General features: G+C 74.6%; 16 protein-coding genes. 8 read left to right on the forward strand and 8 right to left on the reverse strand.

Features of this window, described 5'->3' with window-relative positions; translation table 11 throughout:
- Positions 1-213: 213 nt before the first annotated feature.
- Positions 214-1002 carry a DeoR/GlpR family DNA-binding transcription regulator gene (locus tag ACFY61_RS30640; RefSeq protein ID WP_389477401.1) on the reverse strand — a complete coding sequence of 263 codons (789 nt, stop codon included), beginning with the start codon at positions 1000-1002 and terminating at the stop codon, positions 214-216.
- Between the two features lie 96 nt (positions 1003-1098).
- Here ACFY61_RS30640 and ACFY61_RS30645 point away from each other — a divergent pair, with 96 nt between their 5' ends.
- The 3 genes from ACFY61_RS30645 to ACFY61_RS30655 are packed head-to-tail and all read left to right on the forward strand — an operon-like array spanning position 1099 to position 3401.
- The gene (locus ACFY61_RS30645) at positions 1099-2001 is read left to right on the forward strand and encodes an SIS domain-containing protein (protein ID WP_389477403.1); all 903 of its coding nucleotides are present in this window, start codon (positions 1099-1101) and stop codon (positions 1999-2001) included.
- Positions 1998-2834, forward strand: a complete 837-nt coding sequence (locus tag ACFY61_RS30650) for a class II fructose-bisphosphate aldolase (RefSeq protein ID WP_389477405.1) — start codon at positions 1998-2000, stop codon at positions 2832-2834. The genes ACFY61_RS30645 and ACFY61_RS30650 overlap by 4 nt, the downstream gene beginning before the upstream one ends.
- Positions 2835-2858: 24 nt before the next feature.
- Positions 2859-3401 (forward strand): hypothetical protein, encoded by a 543-nt coding sequence (locus tag ACFY61_RS30655; protein WP_389477407.1) that lies wholly within the window; start codon positions 2859-2861, stop codon positions 3399-3401.
- Positions 3402-3432: 31 nt separating this feature from the next.
- Here ACFY61_RS30655 and ACFY61_RS30660 read toward each other — a convergent pair whose 3' ends face one another.
- Positions 3433-4227: a hypothetical protein gene (locus tag ACFY61_RS30660; protein WP_389477409.1), complete on the reverse strand. Its 795-nt coding sequence runs from the start codon at positions 4225-4227 to the stop codon at positions 3433-3435.
- Positions 4228-4404: 177 nt separating this feature from the next.
- Here ACFY61_RS30660 and ACFY61_RS30665 point away from each other — a divergent pair, with 177 nt between their 5' ends.
- Positions 4405-5595, forward strand: coding sequence for an acyl-CoA dehydrogenase family protein (locus tag ACFY61_RS30665; RefSeq protein ID WP_389477411.1), 1191 nt, complete (start codon positions 4405-4407; stop codon positions 5593-5595).
- A 55-nt stretch (positions 5596-5650) separates the two neighbouring features.
- On the opposite strand, the gene ACFY61_RS30670 is transcribed toward ACFY61_RS30665, so the two are convergent.
- The 4 genes from ACFY61_RS30670 to ACFY61_RS30685 form a co-directional block, all read right to left on the reverse strand.
- Positions 5651-6127, reverse strand: a complete 477-nt coding sequence (locus ACFY61_RS30670; protein ID WP_389477413.1) for an AbfB domain-containing protein — start codon at positions 6125-6127, stop codon at positions 5651-5653.
- Positions 6128-6354: 227 nt separating this feature from the next.
- Positions 6355-6651: a PQQ-binding-like beta-propeller repeat protein gene (locus ACFY61_RS30675; protein ID WP_389477415.1), complete on the reverse strand. Its 297-nt coding sequence runs from the start codon at positions 6649-6651 to the stop codon at positions 6355-6357.
- 274 nt (positions 6652-6925) lie between these two features.
- Entirely contained in the window at positions 6926-7180 is a 255-nt protein-coding gene (locus ACFY61_RS30680; protein WP_389477417.1) for a YncE family protein, read from the reverse strand.
- A gap of 29 nt (positions 7181-7209) precedes the next feature.
- Entirely contained in the window at positions 7210-7989 is a 780-nt protein-coding gene (locus ACFY61_RS30685; protein WP_389477419.1) for a hypothetical protein, read from the reverse strand.
- A 235-nt stretch (positions 7990-8224) separates the two neighbouring features.
- Here ACFY61_RS30685 and ACFY61_RS30690 point away from each other — a divergent pair, with 235 nt between their 5' ends.
- The 3 genes from ACFY61_RS30690 (at position 8225) to ACFY61_RS30700 (ending at position 13270) form a co-directional block, all read left to right on the forward strand.
- The gene (locus ACFY61_RS30690; protein ID WP_389477421.1) at positions 8225-9187 is read left to right on the forward strand and encodes an oxygenase MpaB family protein; all 963 of its coding nucleotides are present in this window, start codon (positions 8225-8227) and stop codon (positions 9185-9187) included.
- Complete coding sequence (locus tag ACFY61_RS30695) at positions 9169-11604, forward strand: tetratricopeptide repeat protein (protein WP_389477424.1); 2436 nt, start codon at positions 9169-9171, stop codon at positions 11602-11604. The genes ACFY61_RS30690 and ACFY61_RS30695 overlap by 19 nt, the downstream gene beginning before the upstream one ends.
- A 76-nt stretch (positions 11605-11680) precedes the next feature.
- Positions 11681-13270 carry a phytoene desaturase family protein gene (locus ACFY61_RS30700; protein ID WP_389477426.1) on the forward strand — a complete coding sequence of 530 codons (1590 nt, stop codon included), beginning with the start codon at positions 11681-11683 and terminating at the stop codon, positions 13268-13270.
- 16 nt (positions 13271-13286) lie between these two features.
- Here ACFY61_RS30700 and ACFY61_RS30705 read toward each other — a convergent pair whose 3' ends face one another.
- Together ACFY61_RS30705 and ACFY61_RS30710 are read right to left on the reverse strand one after the other, a co-directional pair.
- A complete protein-coding gene (locus ACFY61_RS30705) occupies positions 13287-14009 on the reverse strand; it encodes a YoaK family protein (RefSeq protein WP_389477428.1) in 723 nt (240 codons plus the stop codon).
- Positions 14010-14167: 158 nt separating this feature from the next.
- Positions 14168-16105: a serine hydrolase gene (locus tag ACFY61_RS30710; protein WP_389477430.1), complete on the reverse strand. Its 1938-nt coding sequence runs from the start codon at positions 16103-16105 to the stop codon at positions 14168-14170.
- A gap of 146 nt (positions 16106-16251) precedes the next feature.
- On the opposite strand from ACFY61_RS30710, the gene ACFY61_RS30715 reads away from it, so the two are divergent.
- Complete coding sequence (locus ACFY61_RS30715; RefSeq protein WP_389477432.1) at positions 16252-17358, forward strand: nitronate monooxygenase; 1107 nt, start codon at positions 16252-16254, stop codon at positions 17356-17358.
- Positions 17359-17364 lie beyond the last annotated feature (6 nt).

A 17364-nucleotide genomic window follows, 5' to 3' on the forward strand; every position in this document is an offset into this window, starting at 1 on the left:
GCGACGAAGGAGCGCCCTTGACGCCGACGCACGCCCCGGAAGGACGATGGGACGGACGGGCAACCACCCCGACGCACCCAACGCCCCCGCCCGAGTGGATTCCGGCCGTCCCCGGCCCCGCCCCGCGCACCGGGCCCCGCCCCGCGCACCGGGCCCCGCCCCGCGCACCGGGCCCCGCCCCGCGCACCGGGCCCCGCCCCACCCGGCCCCGCCCTACACCCGCCGTACCTCCACGCCCGCTTCCTCCAGTGCTGCCCTCGCGTCCTCCGGGAGGCCGTGGTCGGTGATGAGCGTGTCGACGCCGGACGGGGCGCAGATGCGGGCGAACGCGCGGGTGCCGAGTTTGGTGGAGTCCGCGGCGACCACCACGCGGCGGGCGCGTTCGCAGAGGAGGCGGTTGACGGCGGCCTCGTCCTCGTGGCGGGTGGAGAAGCCCTCGGACGGGTCGAAGCCGTCCACGCCCAGGACGGCGGTGTCGAGGGAGATCTGGCCGAGCACGCCGCCGGCCAGGGGGCCGGTGAGTTCGTAGGACTGCGGGCGGGCGACGCCGCCCGTGACCACGATCTTGAACTGGGGGCGGATCGCCAGCTCCGCGGCGATGTTCAGCGCGTTCGTCACGACCGTCAGGGCGGGCGCGCCCGCCGTGCCCGTCGCCAGGTCCGGGCGGGTCGTGAGGGCGCGGGCCACCTCGGTGGTGGTCGTGCCGCCGGTCAGGCCGACCACCTCGCCGGGGGTGACGAGTTCGGCGACCGCCTCGCTGATGCGCCGCTTCTCCGCGGCCTGCCGGGAGGTGCGGTAGCGCAGCGGCAGTTCGTAGGACACCCCGTGCTGCACCGCCCCGCCGCGGGTGCGGACCAGCAACTGGCGGTCGGCCAGCTGGTCGAAGTCGCGGCGGATGGTCGCCGCCGACACGCCCAGGGCCTCCGCGGCGGGTTCGACGTCCAGGCGTCCCCGCTCGACCAGCAACTCCAGCAGCGTCTGCCAGCGAGCCTCCCGCGACATGAACGACCACCCCTCCTGGATGCTTGAAGTTGATTGAAACCGACCGCTATCTTGCACGAAAACGCAGCGCGCCACCCCATCGCACAGGGAGCCGGCATGAGCCATGTCGCGTACGAGCTGAGCACACAACCCGACTGCTGGGAACGGGCCGCGGAGCTCGCGCCGGCCCGGCGGGAGGCCCTTCCGCGGCCGGGGGAGCGGGTCGCCGTCGTCGGCTGCGGGACCTCGTACTACATGGCGCAGGCCGCGGCCGCCCTCCGCGAGGCCGCCGGGCACGGCGAGACCGACGCTTTCCCCGCCTCCGAGTTCCCCGCACACCGCCGCTACGACCGGGTCGTGGCCCTCACCCGGTCCGGCACCACCACCGAGGTGCTCGACCTGCTCGCCGGGCTCCGCGACGCCGGGGTCCGCACCACGGCCGTCATCGGGGACCCGGCCACGCCCGTGACGGGCCTCGCCGACGACCTCGTGGTACTCGACTTCGCCGACGAACAGTCCGTCGTGCAGACCCGGTTCGCCACCACCGCCCTCACCCTGCTCCGCGCCCACGTGGGCGGCCACAGTGCGGCCGTCGTCGCCGACGGCCGTGCCGCCCTGACCGATCCACTGCCCGAACGCCTCACGTCCTGCGGCCAGTTCACCTTCCTCGGGCGCGGCTGGAGCGTGGGCGTCGCCCACGAGGCCGCGCTGAAGATGCGCGAGGCCTCCCTGTCGTGGGCCGAGTCCTATCCCGCGATGGAGTACCGGCACGGCCCGATCAGCGTCAGCGGGCCGGGAACGGCCACCTGGTGCCTGGGCGACGCCCCGGAGGGGCTGGCCGACCAGGTCGCCGGCTCCGGTGCGCGGTGGGTGGCCGGCCGGTACGACCCGCTCGCCGAGCTGGTGCGCGTGCACCGGCTGGCGCTGGCGGTCGCCGTGCAACAGGGACTCGACCCGGACCGGCCCCGCAACCTGACCCGGTCGGTGATCCTCGCGGCCGGCGAGGAGGCGGTCCGATGACGACCGCGTCCACCGGAACCCTGGTCGGGGAGGCCGCCGCGGCGGGCCGGGCCGTCGCCGCGTTCAACATCATCACCCTGGAGCACGCGGAGGCGGTGGTCGCCGGCGCGGAACGGACCGGCCTGCCGGTCGTCCTGCAACTCAGCGAGAACGCCGTCAGGTTCCGCGACGGCCGGCTGCTGCCGATCGCCCGGGCGGCCGCCGCCTGCGCCGAGGCCGCGGCCGTGCCCGTCGCCCTGCACCTGGACCACGTCAAGAGCCAGGACCTGCTGCGGCAGGCCGCCGACGCCGGGTTCGGGTCGGTGATGTTCGACGCCGCGCACCTGCCGTACGCCGAGAACGTGGAGGCGACGCGTTCCGCCGCGGACTGGGCGCACGCCAACGGCCTTTGGATCGAGGCCGAGTTGGGTGAGGTGGGTGGCAAGGACGGCGCCGCGCCGCTGGACCCGCACGCGCCCGGCGCCCGTACCGACCCCGACGAGGCGCGGCGCTTCGTCGCCGACTCGGGTGTGGACGCCCTGGCCGTGGCGATCGGCAGCAGCCACGCCATGACCACCCGTACCGCTGCCCTGGACCACGCCCTGCTGGCCCGGCTGGCGAAGACCGTGGACGTGCCGCTGGTGCTGCACGGATCCTCCGGGCTGCCGGACTCGGAGCTGGCGGCCGCCGTCGCCGGCGGCATCCGCAAGGTCAACATCGGCACGGCCCTGAACCTGGCGATGACGGAGGCGATCCGCGCCCACCTGACCCCGGCCGACCCGCGTCCCTACCTGAGTGCCGCCCGTACGGCGATGACGGCGACGGCCGCGGCTATGCTCTCGGCGCTGAACTGAAGCCGAGCGGGCGGGGGGCCGGGGATGGGCCGGGAACGGGTCGGGCGGCGGGAGGCGCTGGCACTGCTGGGCGGTCTGGTGCTGCTGCCCGCGGCGGGCGGTTGTACGGCAGGCCCGGGGGAGGGGCGTGACGACGCGCCGCCGGACCGGCTGAGGGTGCGCACGGACGTGGAGCCGGTGCGCCGGCGCCTGGGGAAACTCGGCGAGCTCTCGGACCCGCACTGGCTCGGCTACCCGCTGGACAAGAGCGGGGAGGGGGAGCGGCTGACCGTGCCGGCCCACGACCAGCGGGTCCGGCTCGTGGGCCTGGCCCGGCTGCCCGCCGGGGCGGTGGCCGCCACGCTGGACGCGGCCGAGGAACCGTTCGAGGCGGCCGGGCTGCCGGAGGTCCCCGAGCCGTTGCGCCCCTTCCTGCCGTCCGGGGCGGACTGGCGGACGAGCGGGGCCTACGACGTGCGGGTGCTCGCGCCGGGGCCGGAGAAGACCGTGAACGACACGGCCGACGGCCGGTTCTTCCTGGAGCGGGAGCGGGACCTGGTCTGGTTCGACGCCGTGTTCCTGTCCTGACCCGCCGGGGACGGCACGGGCGCTGCTCCGCTCAGCGGGGCACCAGCCGGGCCTGGTGGCAGCGGATGGCGGTCCACTGGGCCCGGTCGGGGCCCGCGCCCGGGGGCAGGGTCCGGTTGCCCTCGACCAGCGTCAGGTTCCGGTCGGTGCGCATGCAGAGGATGAACAGGTGGCTGGTGTGCGCGCCCCCGGAGGACTCCTCGTAGTACCACTCGGCGGTGACCGGGCCGGCCGCGGCCAGGAACGGCTGCTGGAGGTGGTCCTGTACCTCGAACGGGAAGTGCCCGAGCACGTCCCGGGCTCCGGCGGGGAGGTCGAGCTGCCGCACGGTCGCGGTGGCCCGCCCCGGTGCGAGGGCGCCTCCGGGGGCCACCGCGGACCGGCCGCCGAAGGTGCGCTCGCGCAGCGAGCCCGGTTCCAGCCGGATCCGTTCGCCGCGGAACTCCGGTACCCCGTTGCGGAGTTGCGCGTTGACGTGGCACAGCCCTTGTTCGCCGATCAGCAGGGCGGCGGGATGCCCTCCGTGGTCCTGCCAGGCCCACCAGGCCAGGGGGCGGCCGGCCTTGGCGCTGAGGGTGGCACGGGTGTCCGGGGGCAGCATGTCCCAGCAGGCGTGCCGGGCGGGCCGGCCGAACTCGACCGGCAGATGGCCGGGCTCGTGGACCTGCGTGACCTCGGACGGCGGCCGGCCCCATCGCCCCTCGCGCCCACCGTCCCGTCCGACGTCCCGTTCCGGTCCGCCGTCCCGTCCCCGCTCCCGCTGCCGTTCCCGTTCCCGTTCCCGCGCGAGTTCCCGCTCACGGGCCCGCCGTGCCGCCTCGTCCACCCGAACCCCCCGGTCACCCGATCCGCCACGTGCCGACGGTCATTGTGGGCCGGGGAGGGGCCGCCTGTCCCAGGGTCGGAGGGGAAACCGGCGCGTGGGCCCCTTCCGGATTGCTGGAACAGGTTCTACTCTGCCCTGCGCCAGCGACGGACGGACCGTGAGACTCCCGGAGGGGCCGTGCACCTCGAATACACGCCTGAGCAGCAGCAGTTGCGCGCCGAGCTGCGCGCCTACTTCGCCGAGCTCGTTCCCGAGGACGTCTACGCCCGCTACGAGGACCCCGTCGCCCAGAAGCGGTTCTACCGGGAGACCATCCGCCGGCTCGGTGCCGACGGCTGGCTCGGCGTCGGCTGGCCGAAGGAGTACGGCGGGCGCGGGATGACCCCCATGGACCAGTTCATCTTCTTCGACGAGGCCGCGCAGGCCGTGGTGCCGCTGCCGCTGATGGCCCTCAACACTGTCGGGCCCACCCTCATGCAGTTCGGCACCGAGGAGCAGAAGGCGTACTTCCTGCCGCGGATCCTCTCGGGCGAGATCGACTTCGCCATCGGCTACAGCGAGCCCGACGCCGGTACCGACCTCGCCGCGCTGAAGTGCCGGGCGGTCCGCGAGGGCGACGAGGAGACCGGCACCTACCTGGTCAACGGGCAGAAGATCTGGACCACGAACGGCGACACCGCGGACTGGGTGTGGCTGGCCGTGCGCACCGACCCGGACGCCCCCGCCCACAAGGGCATCACGATGCTCCTGGTCCCGACCTCCGACCCCGGCTACTCCTGCACCCTCATCAACACCCTCGCCTCGCACGACACGACGGCCAGCTACTACGAGGACGTCCGGGTGCCCGCGAGCCGCCGCGTCGGCCCCGAGAACAAGGGCTGGCGACTGATCACCAACCAGCTCAACCACGAACGGGTCACCCTGGCCGCCCACGGCACCATGGCGATCCGCGCCCTGCACGACGTCCAGCGCTGGGCCGCGAACACCAAGCTCGCCGACGGCCGCCGGGTGATCGACCTCGGCTGGGTCCGCGGCCGGCTGGCCCGCACCCACACCCGCCTCGACGCCATGAAGCTGCTCAACTGGCAGATGGTCAACGCCGTCCAGGACGGCACGCTCACCCCGCAGGACGCCTCCGCCGTGAAGGTGTACGGCTCGGAGGCGAGGCGTGACGCGTACGCCTGGCTGATGGAAGTCGTGTGTGCGGCAGGCCCGTTGAAGGACGGTTCGGCGGGTGCGGTCCTGCACGGCGAACTCGAGCGCGGCTACCGCAGCGCCGTCATCTTCACCTTCGGCGGCGGCAACAACGAGATCCAGCGCGAGATCATCTCCTGGATCGGCCTCGGCATGCCCCGGGTCCGCCGCTGATTCGGAACCGCCGGGCCGGCCCGGCACGGCCCGGCCCGGCGCGGCGCGGTGAGGCTCAGAAGTCCTCCAGGTGGAGTGGTGGGGCGATCCTGAAGCACGCGGACTGCAGGTCCTGCGGAGGCTGGATGGGTTCGGCGAAGAGCTGGAAGTTCCTATGACGGATGAACCGGTCGGGGAACTTCACCGAACGGAACGACGCCTGGTTCGGGTCGATCTCCGCTGCCTCCAGGACGAAGGTCGACTCCTCGATGACCTGGGCCTTGACCTGGGGGTCGATGATCCCTTCGAAGAACTTGCTGTGCATCCGGAAGTCGTCGAAGGTCGCGATGCGAAGGCAGAATCCGTGCGGACCGACCGCTCGCACCAGCATGCCCGTGGTGCCGAAGTTCAGGCTCGGGCCGGTCCACTTGAAGGTGGCGTCACGACGGTCCTGATCGGTCTCGATCTTGGCGATGTCCATGAGGCCGGTGTGATCGATGACGAAGAAGTCCGGAAAGTCGTTCGAGAAGAGTGACAGCTTGAGGACAGCCATGGGTGTCCCCCGTTCCGTGATGCATGCACTGGTGTCTGCCTACGGGACGACTCGCACCGGTGTCGACCGCGCCGGCTGCGGAACAGGAGGGCGCGGGAGCCGAGGGGGTCGTCACTCTCTGCGTCCATGAGGGCGAGAGCACTACCTCCATCATGCGCCGGTGGGGGCGCGGACGCCAGTGTTCGCAACGGTCACCGATTCAACCACGCAGCTGGGCAGGGGTACTTCTACGCGGCGGCCAGATCGATGGCCGACACGGTGCCGTCGCCGCTGTTGGCGACGTAGACGCGGTCGCTGTGCGGCTCGAAGGCCAGGCCTTCCGGTCGGGCGCCCACCGGGACGGTGGCGCTCACCCCGTGGGACGCGGCGTCGATGCGCTTCACCGTGCCGTCGGACGTACTGACGTAGACGTTCCCTCCGGCGCCCAACCCCACCCCCACGGGCGCCGAGCCGACGTCGACGTGCGCCACGCTCCCGGCGGTGACGTCGACCACCGCCACCGCACCGGCGCCAGGATCGGCCACGTCACCGAGACCGTGCCGAAGTCGGGCTGGGTGACGTGGACGAGGTGGCTCATCAAGTCCACGGCCACGCCCAGCGCGCCAGGGACCTCGATGAAGTGGTGGGCAAAGGGCGGTAGTCGGCCACCGATGCCGATCACCGACACCCGGTGACCGCCGCGGTTGGTCACGTAGGCGCGAGCCGCGAAGTGGTCGGTCGCCACACCCGCCGCGCCGGGCGACTGGTCAGGGGGGCCTTCGACACCGATGGTGGCGGTGACGGCATCCCCCCTGGTGATCATGGACACGGTGTTGTCGCCGCCTTGGCCACGCAGACGCCGAACTGGGCGTCGGTCGCCACGCCCTCCGGGCGCGACCCGACGACGATGCCGGCACTCACCGTGTGGCTCGAGGACTCGATCACCGACACCGTCCCGGCACCGCGGTTGGTGACGAAGACCCGGCCGTGGACGTCCACGGCCACTCCCACCGGCTGCGCCCCCACCGCGATGGTGGCCACGACACTCAGCTGTTCGGCGTGCGGCGTGTTCATCGCTGTACGACCTCCCTGCGGTCACCCCGTCAGACGCACTCGCCGTTGGGGTTCACCGGCGTCCACGCGGACTCGCCGTGCACGTTGCCCGCCCGCACCTGGTAACACTGCCGCTCCGCCGACTGGCCGGTGAAGGTGTGTGACGTGGTGTTCGGGCCCACGCTCACGGTCGTGCCGCGCGTGCTGTTGCGGACCTGGAAGTGCGTCTCGTCGGTCACCACGTCCTCCCACTGCACCCGCACCCGGGAAGGATCCGCCGCGTCCCGGGTGGCGACCACGGCCGAGACCTCGGCGGGTCGTCCGACCCCCATGCCCGAACCGGTCGTGTGCTTCAGGCTGAAGGTCGCCGAGGCGCTGTCGGGGGAGAGCGGCTCGGTGTTCCTGACGGACAGCCTCGCGCCCGTCAGGCTCCCACCGGGCCGCATGCCCTGCTGGATGCCCTCGGACTGGCCGTCGAGGTCCCGGCTGAGGCAGCTCGACCCCTCGAAGAGCCGCAGCGTCGGCGTCGCCACGACCATCTCGTCGGACCTGAGCCGGACGTGGACGGTCAGCTCGCCCACGGTCTGGTTGGCCACGCAGTGCGACCTGACCAGCGTGTCCTGGGGTTTGTCATGGGTCAGGCGGACCAGCTTGCGCAGGTCGAAGGTCTGGACCGTGTCGTCGTCGAAGGCCCCGCCCGCGTTCTTCACCGTCATCGTTCCGGTCATGGCGATGGTGTGCGTCGTGGCCGCGGCAGCGGGCGGCGCCGACCACACGCACAGCAGGGGGATCGTAAGAGCCGCAGCGGCGGCGGCGCGTAGCAGACTCATCGCATACCTCGCGATCGGTGGCGGGTCGGGGTCGGGTCAGTCGGGGTCCGGGAGCGAGTCGGTCATCGGAGCGAAGGGCTGGGGCTCCTGGGCCATGCGATCGACTCCCGCGCCCGACCCGGTCGCGGCGCTCCCTTCCAGCATGCCGAGGCCCTCCCGTACCCGCACCCGCACGGGCGCCCCGCTCCCTCGCCGCCCGCCCCGGGGGTACGCTGCCGGTGACGGGGAGGTACGCATGACCGCGGCAGCACAGGCGGACCCGGGCCGGCCGCCGGCCGACGCCGATCCCGGCCTGTACGGGCCCGGCTCCGTCACCTGGCAGTGCCACGGCGACCCGATGATGTGGATCGCCGGCGTCCGCGCCCTCTACCTCCAGGCCCTGCACCCGCGCGCCGTCCGCGGCGTGCTGGAGAACTCCGACTTCCGCGACGACGCCTGGGGCCGGCTGCTGCGCACCGCCGACTTCGTCGGCACCATCACCTACGGCACCACCGACGCCGCCGAAAAGGCCGGCGCCCGCGTCCGCCGCATCCACGCCCGGCTGACCGCCACCGACCCCGCGACCGGTACCCGCTTCCCCGTCGACGACCCCGACCTGCTGCTGTGGGTGCACTGCGCCCAGATCGACTCCTTCCTCCACGTGCTGCGCAGGTCCGGCGTACCGCTCACCCGGGCGCAGGCGGACCGCTACGTCGACGAGAACCGGACCAACGCCCGCCTCGTCGGCCTCGACCCGGAGCAGGTCCCCGCCGACACCGCGGCCCTGGCCGCCTACTTCGAGCGCGTCCGCCCCGAACTCGCCGCCGGCCCCGACGCCCGCGCCGTGGACGCCTTCCTGCGCCGGCCGCCCGTACACCCCCTGCTGCGGCCCGCCCGCGCCCTGGTGTGGAGCCCCCTCGCCGCCCTCGCCTACGGATCGCTGCCCCCGTACGCGCACCGGCTCTACGGCCGCCCCGCCCCCTCCGCCCGCGGCACCACCCTCCTCCTGCGCCTCACCGGCCTCCTCCTGCGCGCCATTCCCGCAGGTCTGCGCTGGAAGCTGCCGCCAGGTCACATCTTGAGAGCGATCCGCCGCCTGGGCCCCGACAGTCGCCCCCGTGCATGCACACTGCGTGAATCGGCGGCCATACTGGACGGGCCGGGGGAGGCACAGCACGACAACGGGGGCGGCACCAGGACATGGCGGAGAGCAGACTGATCCATGGCCGTTACCGATCGCTCGACCTGATCGGCCGCGGCGGCATGGGCGAGGTGTGGCGCGCCCGGGACGAATCGCTGGGCCGGCAGGTCGCCGTGAAATGCCTCAAACCGCTCGGGGCGCAGCAGGACGCCCACTTCACCCAGGTGCTGCGCGAGCGGTTCCGGCGCGAGGCCCGGGTCGCGGCATCGCTCCAGCACCGGGGCGTCACCGTGGTCCACGACTTCGGTGACGACAGCGCTTCCGGAGGCATGCTCTACCTGGTGATGGAGCTGCTGGAGGGCCGCAACCTCAGCCAGCTGATGGAGGAGAACGGACGCCGCCCCCTCGCGGTGGACGTCGTCGTGGACGTGGCCGAGCAGGTCGCCGCGGCACTGGCCTACACGCACGAACAGGGCGTGGTGCACAGGGACCTCAAGCCCGCCAACATCATGCGGCTCACCGACGGCACGGTGAAGATCTGCGACTTCGGCATCGCGCGCCTCGCCCACGACATCGGCTTCACCGCGAAGCTGACGGGCGGCGGCATGGCCATGGGCACCCCGCACTACATGTCGCCGGAGCAGATCGCGGGCGGCGAGGTCGACCACAGCAGCGACCTGTACTCCCTGGGCTGCGTGCTCTACGAGATCGCCACCGGGGCGCCGCCGTTCGACCTCGGTGACTCCTGGTCGGTGCTGGTCGGCCACCGGGACACCGCACCGGTGCCGCCGCGCGAGCACCGGCCGGAACTCCCGGAGCACTTCGAGCGGGTGGTGCTCGACCTGCTCGCCAAGCAGCCCGAGCAGCGGCCCGCCACCGCCCGTGAACTGCACGCCCGGCTGGCCGCCCACCGCACCGGCGGCGTCCGGACCACCGCCGGCCACGCCGCCGCCCAGGCGCCCGCCGGCGCGCTGCCCGTCTGGGCCCACGGCATGACCGCCGGGCGTCGGGCGGGCGCCGCGACACGCCCGGTCGGCGGTGCGTGGACGGTCCTCACCGGCTCCTGGACCAGCGCCGCCCACCGGCCCGCGCCGGCCGGCGCCCCGGCCGCCCCGCCCGGCCAGGCCGCGCCCGTGGCCTCAGCCGGCTCCGCCGCGGACGCGCTCACGCCCGGAGGGGGAAGCGCCGCGGGCCCGTCCGTCGTCGCCCACCCGCCGACCGGCCACCCGTCGAGCGCGCAGCCGCCGACCGACCACCCGCCGACCGGCCACCCGTCGAGCGCGCAGCCGCCGACCGGCCACCCGCCGACCGACCACCCGCCGACCGGCCACTCGTCGACCGCGCAGCCGCCGACCGCCGCGCTGCCCGTGCCCGACCCCGCCCAGGACCCGCGCCTGACCGCCCCCTACGGCGTGCCGCCACAGCCCCGGACGGCGCACCGCCCCGCACGTCCCGACCACCCCGAGGCGCTCACCGCCCGCTACACCGCCGCCATCGCCCTCAGCCGGGCCGGCCGCCCCGCCGAAGCGCTGGCCGCGCACCGCGAGGTCGCCGACGGCCGGGCCCGGGTCCTGCGGCCGGACCACCCCGACACCCTCGCCGCGCGCCAGGAGACGGCGTACGTCCTGGGCCAGCTCGGCCGGCACGATCAGGCCCACGAGGTGTACCGCGCGGTGCTCGCCGACCGCACCCGCAGCATGGGCGCCGACCACCCCGACACCCTGCGCTGCCGCCACAACCTGGCCTGCGCGCTCGGCAGGCTCGGCCGCCACGCCGAAGCCCACCGCACGGCCGAAGAGGTCGCCGCCGCCCGCGCCCGGGTGCTCGGCGCGGACGACCCGGACACCCTGCTGAGCCGCTACGAGGCCGCGTACGCCCTCGGCCGGCTCGGCCGCTGGGAGGAGGCCCTGGCCGGCTTCCTGCAGGTCGCCGAGGGCCGGAAGCGGGCGCTGGGCCGCGACCACCCCGACACCCTGGCCGCCCGTTACGAGACCGGCATCGCCCTGGGCCGGCTCGGCCGCGGCACCGAGGCGCTGGACCTGTACCGGTCCCTGGTCGAGGACCGCACCCGCGCCTACGGTGCCGCCGACCCGGAGACCCTGCGCGCCCGCCACGTCCTCGGCGTGAACCTGGGCCGGCTCGCCCGCTGGGAGGAGGCCCTCGCGGAAGCCCGCCAGGTCGGCGCGGTACGCGCCCGGGTCCTCGGCGCCGACCACCCCGACACCCTGGTCAGCCGCCGCGAGATCGCGGTGGCCCTGGGCTGGCTGGGCCGCTGGGAGGAAGCGCTGCCGCTGTACGGGGAGGTCGCCGAGGCGCGCGGGCGCGCCCTGGGCGCCGACCACCCGGACACCCTGGACGCGGTCGGCGACCAGGCGTACTGCCTGGAGCGCCTCGGCCGCGAGCCCGAGGCCGCGGTCCTCCGCGCCCGCGTCGCCGAGCTCCGGGGCAGCGCCTTCGTCCACAGCAGCGCCCTGCCCCCGGCCGTGGGGGCCTGACCCGGCGGCCGCCCGCGGGAGCCACACCGGCCCGCGGCCCCCTGGTCGGGCGCCGCACGCCGTGTTACGAAGAGTCATGACGAACTGGACGCATGGCTTCCTGCACAGCCGGTACGACGCCGTCATCGTGGGCGGCGGCCACAACGGCCTCGTCGCCGCCGCCTACCTGGCCCGGGCGGGGAGGTCCGTGCTCGTCCTGGAACGGCTCGGCCACACCGGGGGCGCGGCCGTCTCGACCCGCCCGTTCGCGGGGGTCGACGCCCGGTTGTCGCGCTACTCCTACCTGGTGTCGCTGCTGCCGTCGAAGATCGTGCGGGAGCTGGGCCTGCGGTTCGAGGTGCGCAAGCGGTCGGTGTCCTCGTACACGCCCGCGGTGCGCGACGGCAGGCCGACGGGGCTGCTGGTCGGCGGCGGCGAGGCGCGGACGCGGGAGTCCTTCGCCCGGCTGACCGGCTCGGACCGGGAGTACGAGCGGTGGCGGGAGTTCTACGGCACCACCGCGGCGGTGGCGCGCCGGGTGTTCCCCACGCTCACGGAACCGCTGCCGTCCCGCAAGGAGTTGCGGGCCGCGGTCGGCGACGAGGCGGCGTGGCGGATGCTGTTCGAGGAGCCGCTGGGGCGGGCGATCGAGGAGCGGTTCCAGGACGACCTGGTGCGGGGGGTGGTGCTCACGGACGGGCTGATCGGCACGTTCGCCGACGCCCACGATCCGTCGCTGGCCCAGAACCGCTGCTTCCTGTACCACGTGATCGGCGGAGGCACCGGCGACTGGGACGTGCCGGTCGGCGGCATGGGCGCGCTCACCGACGCCTTGGCGGACGCCGCCCGGGCGGCCGGGGCGGAGATCGCGACCGGCCACGAGGCGGTGCGCATCGACACGGACGGCGCCGACGGCACCGGTGGCGCCGAGGTCACCTTCCGCACGGCGCACGGCGAGGGATCGGTCGCCTGCGCCCGCGTACTGGTCAACGCCTCCCCGCGGGCCCTCGCCGAACTGCTGGGCGAAACCCCGGCCGAGCCGGCCGAGGGCGCCCAGCTGAAGGTGAACATGCTGCTCAAGCGGCTGCCGCGGCTGCGCGACCCGCACGTCGACCCTCGTGAGGCCTTCGCCGGGACCTTCCACATCGCCGAGGGGTACGAGGAGCTCGCCCGGGCCCACGCCCAGGCCGCGTCGGGGGAGCTGCCCGCCGTACCGCCGTCGGAGATCTACTGCCACTCCCTGACCGACCCCACGATCCTGGGCCCGGAGCCGGTGGAACGGGGCCTGCACACCCTCACCCTGTTCGGGCTGCACACCCCGGCACGGCTGTTCCGCCGCGCCAACGAGGAGACCCGCGAGGTGCTGCTGGCCGGGACACTCGCCCAGCTGGACGAGCACCTCGCCGAGCCGCTCACCGAGTGCCTGGCGGAGGACGCCGACGGCCGGCCCTGCATCGAGGCGAAGACCCCGCTGGACCTGGAGCGCGAACTCCGCCTGCCCGGGGGGCACATCTTCCACCGGGACCTGTCCTGGCCGTACGCCGACGAGGGCACGGCCGCCGGCCGCTGGGGCGTGGAGACCGCCCACCGCACGGTGCTGCTGTGCGGGGCGGGCGCGGTGCGCGGCGGCGGCGTGAGCGGGATCCCGGGCCACAACGCGGCGATGGCGGTGCTGCACGGCGACTGACCGGCGGCCCGGCCGGTCAGTGGCTGTGCAGCCGGGGCAGGCGTACGGAGGCCGTGGCCACCAGCAGCACCACACCCGCCGAGCACAGCAGCAGTGCGGCCGGCGGCCGGCCGCCGTGCAGCCAGGCGGCGCCGGCCAGGCCTCCGGCGAACATGGTCAGGACGGACGCGGAGCGCCGGGCGGTGGCGCCGGGACCGTGGCCGAAGGCGGCGTCATGTCCGAGCAGGGAACCGCCGAGGAAGGCGGTCATGGCCCGGGTGACGAGGGTGGTGGGCATGTCCGGGACGCTCACCCGCATGGCGGTGACGTTCCGCAGGCCCATCGCCCCGGACAGCACGGCGATGGTGGCCAGGTGACGGCCGGTCGGCGCGCTGTGCACCGGTTCCAGGCCCCGTGCGACGCAGGCCGCGACGGCGAGCAGCGCGGCCTCGACCAGCATCCCGGCGATGAACCAGCGGTGCCCGCGCTGCTCCAGCCATCCCTCCAGGCGGGCGGCGGTCACCGCGCCCACGACGAAAGCGGCCACCGAGGTGGCCGGCGCGACGACGGAGAGGCCGCCAGCCCCGACGGTGCCGAAGGCGAGGAAGAGGACGTTGCCGGTCTGCATCCCGGTGAACACCGGCCCGAGAGCCAGGAAGCTCACCGCCTCGATCAGGCCGACGTTGAGCGTCAGCACGGCCATGAGCAGGGGCAGCGCCCCCGCCGGCCCGGCCGGTGCCCGCTTCCCCGTGCCCCGCACCGCGCCTCCCGCCTCCCGTGTCCCGCGTCCCGGCCCGCGGCGCTCGCGCCTGGCTGCTCGCCCGGCGCTTCCGTCGCCGTCGGGCCAGTGTCCGGGGTGTCCGCGGGCGGGGTGCGGCCCGGCGCGCCGGGCCGGGCCGCTCGTACCGCACATGCCGTTCAGTCGGCGGAACGGTGCCAGCCCGTGGCCTCGACGCGGGCCGCGTCGGCGGGCCGGTCCTCGGAGAACAGCAGCCCGTCCGCGGCGCCGCCCGGCTCCGAGATCCGGACGACGTCGACGTAGACGCCGCGGCCCACGTAACGGCCGGTCGCGGCGTGGCGGAACCGGAGCCGGACCTCGCGTCCGGCCCAGTCGGCGAGGGAGGCCTCCAGGCGGTGCCAGATCCGGCCGGACCAGCCGCCGGCCGTTCCCCCCGGCCACCGCTCCGGGCTGCCGCCGGCGGCCCGTACGGTGGTGAACTGGACGGGCGCCCAGGGCCCCTCGGGGGCGGTCGCGGCCTCCAGGTGGAAGGCCTGCTCGTCCGGGACGGTGTCCCACCAGACCGCGCAGCGCAGCCGGGCCCGGTCCCCGGCCGGGCGGACCGGCGGCAGGGTGAGCGTTCCGGAGCCGCCCGGGACCATGCCGGAGAACCAGGCAGGGCCGCCGTGCCGGGTGCGGACCGGCACGGCGCGGGCGAAGGCGTTGCCGGCCGCGACCCGCGGCGCGCTGCCGGCCCGCCAGGTCCGCACGGGGTGCACGGAGTTGCCGAGCAGCACCAGGTAGGAGTCGGTGGACGGGTCCAGGACCAGGGAGGTCCCGGTGAACCCGGTGTGGCCGGCGGAGTGCGGGGTGGCCATGGCACCCATGTACCAGTGCTGGTACAGCTCGAAGCCCAGGCCGTGCTCGTCGCCGGGGAAGGCGGTGTTGAAGTCGGTGAAGAGCAGTTCCACGGACGCGGGGCGCAGGATCCGCTTCCCGGCGTAGACGCCGCCGTCGAGCAGGGCCCGGGCGAGCACGGCCAGGTCCCAGGCGGTTCCGAACACCCCCGCGTGTCCGGCGACGCCGCCGAGGGCGTGGGCGTTCTCGTCGTGCACCTCGCCCCAGACCAGGCCGCGGTCCAGTCCGGACCAGGGCGGGCGCTGCACCTCGGTCGCGGCGGTGCACCGGCGCCAGGACGGCGGGGGGAGGTAGCGGGTGCGGTCCATGCCGAGCGGGGCGGTGATCCCGTCGCGGAGCAGCACGTCGAGGGTGCTGCCGGTGAGGCGTTCCAGCAGCAGCTGGAGGGCGATCAGGTTGAGGTCGGAGTAGCGGTACACGCTGCCCGGGGGTTCCTGGGGGCGCACCGACCACAGCAGTCGCAGCCGGCCCTCGCGGGTGGTCTCCTGGTAGAACGGCGCCCAGGAGCGCAGCCCCGAGGTGTGGGTGAGGAGCTGACGGACCGTGATCAGTTCCTTGCCGCCCCCGGTGAACTCCGGGAGGTAGCGGTGGACCGGTGCCTCCAGTTCCAGGCGGCCGCGTTCCATCTGCTGGACTGCGAGCACCGAGGTGAACAGCTTGGTCAGGGAGGCCAGGTCGAAGACGGTGTCCTCGGCCATGGCGATGCGCTGGGCCGGCGGGAACTCCCGCGGCCGGTCGGTGCGTCCGTCGTAGTCGGCGTAGCGGACGGCGTCGCCCATCGCGCGGTGCAGGGCCACCGTGCGCCCGCGCCCCGCGAGGACCACCGCGCCCGCGTAGTACGGGTGCTCGGGGGAGGGGCCGAGGAACCGGCGGGCCGCCTCCGCGACCGCTTCCAGGTGCCGCTCCACCAGCCCCGCCTGGCGGGCCGAGCCGTACCTCAGCCGCAGCCCCTGGAGGGCCCGGCGTTCGGCGGGGTCGCCCGCCGCGCCGGCGGCCCCTGGCAGCGCGGCGCCGAGCAGCACCGCCCCGCCCAGCGCGAGCAGCCGTACCCCGAGTCGCCTGCGGCTGACGCCGGGCGCGGCCGCGGCGGGCGGGGCGGTTCCCGGCGGGGCGGCTCCCGGCGGGGCGGCGGAAGCGCCGGGCGAAGCGCCGGCGGCGCCGTCCGTGTCCTGCCCGGCGCCCGTCCCCGTACCGCGGCCGGTCCCCGATCCTGTGCTCATGAACGGCCTCCTCTGCCTCGTCGCGCACGCTAACCGTTATCTGCCCGCCCGCCCGGCACTCCCCGCCCGGACGGGCACCCAAAGAATCTGACGCTGCATCAGAAAAGGTCTTCCCTCGACCGCCGCGCTACGGCATCCTGCGCCCCATGGAGACGGAGCTGAGCAAGAAACTGGGAGTCGAGCACGCCATCTTCGGCTTCACGCCCTTCCCGGCGGTCGCGGCCGCCATCACCCGCGCCGGCGGGTTCGGGGTCCTCGGCGCGGTCCGCTACACCGCACCTGACGACCTCCGCCGCGACCTCGACTGGATGCAGGCGCACACCGACGGAAAGCCCTACGGCCTCGACGTGGTCATGCCCGCCAAGAAGGCGGTCGACGGGGTCACCGAGGCCGACATCGAGGCCATGATCCCCGCCGGCCACCGCGAGTTCGTGCGCGAGACCCTCGCCAAGCACCACGTCCCCGAACTCCCCCCGGGCGAGGTCTCCGGCTGGCGCATCACCGGGTGGATGGAGCAGGTCGCCCGCAACCAGCTCGACGTCGCCTTCGACTACCCCGTGAGACTCCTCGCCAACGCCCTCGGATCGCCGCCCGCCGACGTCATCGCACGCGCCCACGACCACGGCGTGCTCGTCGCCGCCCTCGCCGGCAGCGCCAAACACGCCCGCCGGCACGCCGAAGCCGGCATCGACATCGTCGTCGCCCAGGGCTACGAGGCCGGCGGCCACACCGGGGACGTCGCCACCATGGTGCTCGTCCCCGAGATCGCCGAAGCCGTCGCACCGCTCCCCGTCCTCGCCGCCGGGGGCATCGGCAGCGGCGAACAGATCGCCGCCGGCCTCGCGCTGGGCGCCCAGGGCGTGTGGCTCGGCTCCCTCTGGCTCACCACCACCGAAGCCGACCTGCACTCCCGCGCCCTCACCGAGAAGCTCCTCGCCGCCGGATCCGGGGACACCGTCCGCTCCCGCGCCCTCACCGGCAAACCCGCCCGCCAGCTGCGCACCGCCTGGACCGAGGCCTGGGACGACCCCAGCGGGCCGGGAGCCCTGCCGATGCCGCTGCAAGGCCTGCTCGTCGCCGAGGCCGTCTCCCGCATCCAGAAGTACGAGGTCCAGCCGCTGCTCGGCACCCCGGTCGGCCAGATCGTCGGCCGGATGAACTCCGAACGCCCCGTCCAGGCCGTCTTCGACGACCTCACCCGCGGCTTCGAACGGGCCGTGGACCGCATCCACCGCATCGCCGGCCGAGCCTGAAGGACC

It is taken from the genome of Streptomyces sp. NPDC012888, assembly GCF_042900645.1.
Classification (GTDB): Bacteria; Actinomycetota; Actinomycetes; order Streptomycetales; family Streptomycetaceae; genus Streptomyces.

Excerpts from the sequence above, each read along its gene's own strand:
- ACFY61_RS30640 (WP_389477401.1), bottom strand. The coding sequence starts at position 1,002 with ATGTCGCGGGAGGCTCGCTGGCAGACGCTGCTGGAGTTGCTGGTCGAG.
- ACFY61_RS30645 (WP_389477403.1), top strand. The coding sequence starts at position 1,099 with ATGAGCCATGTCGCGTACGAGCTGAGCACACAACCCGACTGCTGGGAA.
- ACFY61_RS30650 (WP_389477405.1), top strand. The coding sequence starts at position 1,998 with ATGACGACCGCGTCCACCGGAACCCTGGTCGGGGAGGCCGCCGCGGCG.
- ACFY61_RS30655 (WP_389477407.1), top strand. The coding sequence starts at position 2,859 with ATGGGCCGGGAACGGGTCGGGCGGCGGGAGGCGCTGGCACTGCTGGGC.
- ACFY61_RS30670 (WP_389477413.1), bottom strand. The coding sequence starts at position 6,127 with ATGGCTGTCCTCAAGCTGTCACTCTTCTCGAACGACTTTCCGGACTTC.
- ACFY61_RS30680 (WP_389477417.1), bottom strand. The coding sequence starts at position 7,180 with ATGAACACGCCGCACGCCGAACAGCTGAGTGTCGTGGCCACCATCGCG.
- ACFY61_RS30685 (WP_389477419.1), bottom strand. The coding sequence starts at position 7,989 with ATGAGTCTGCTACGCGCCGCCGCCGCTGCGGCTCTTACGATCCCCCTG.
- ACFY61_RS30690 (WP_389477421.1), top strand. The coding sequence starts at position 8,225 with ATGACCGCGGCAGCACAGGCGGACCCGGGCCGGCCGCCGGCCGACGCC.
- ACFY61_RS30695 (WP_389477424.1), top strand. The coding sequence starts at position 9,169 with ATGGCGGAGAGCAGACTGATCCATGGCCGTTACCGATCGCTCGACCTG.
- ACFY61_RS30700 (WP_389477426.1), top strand. The coding sequence starts at position 11,681 with ATGACGAACTGGACGCATGGCTTCCTGCACAGCCGGTACGACGCCGTC.
- ACFY61_RS30710 (WP_389477430.1), bottom strand. The coding sequence starts at position 16,105 with ATGAGCACAGGATCGGGGACCGGCCGCGGTACGGGGACGGGCGCCGGG.
- ACFY61_RS30715 (WP_389477432.1), top strand. The coding sequence starts at position 16,252 with ATGGAGACGGAGCTGAGCAAGAAACTGGGAGTCGAGCACGCCATCTTC.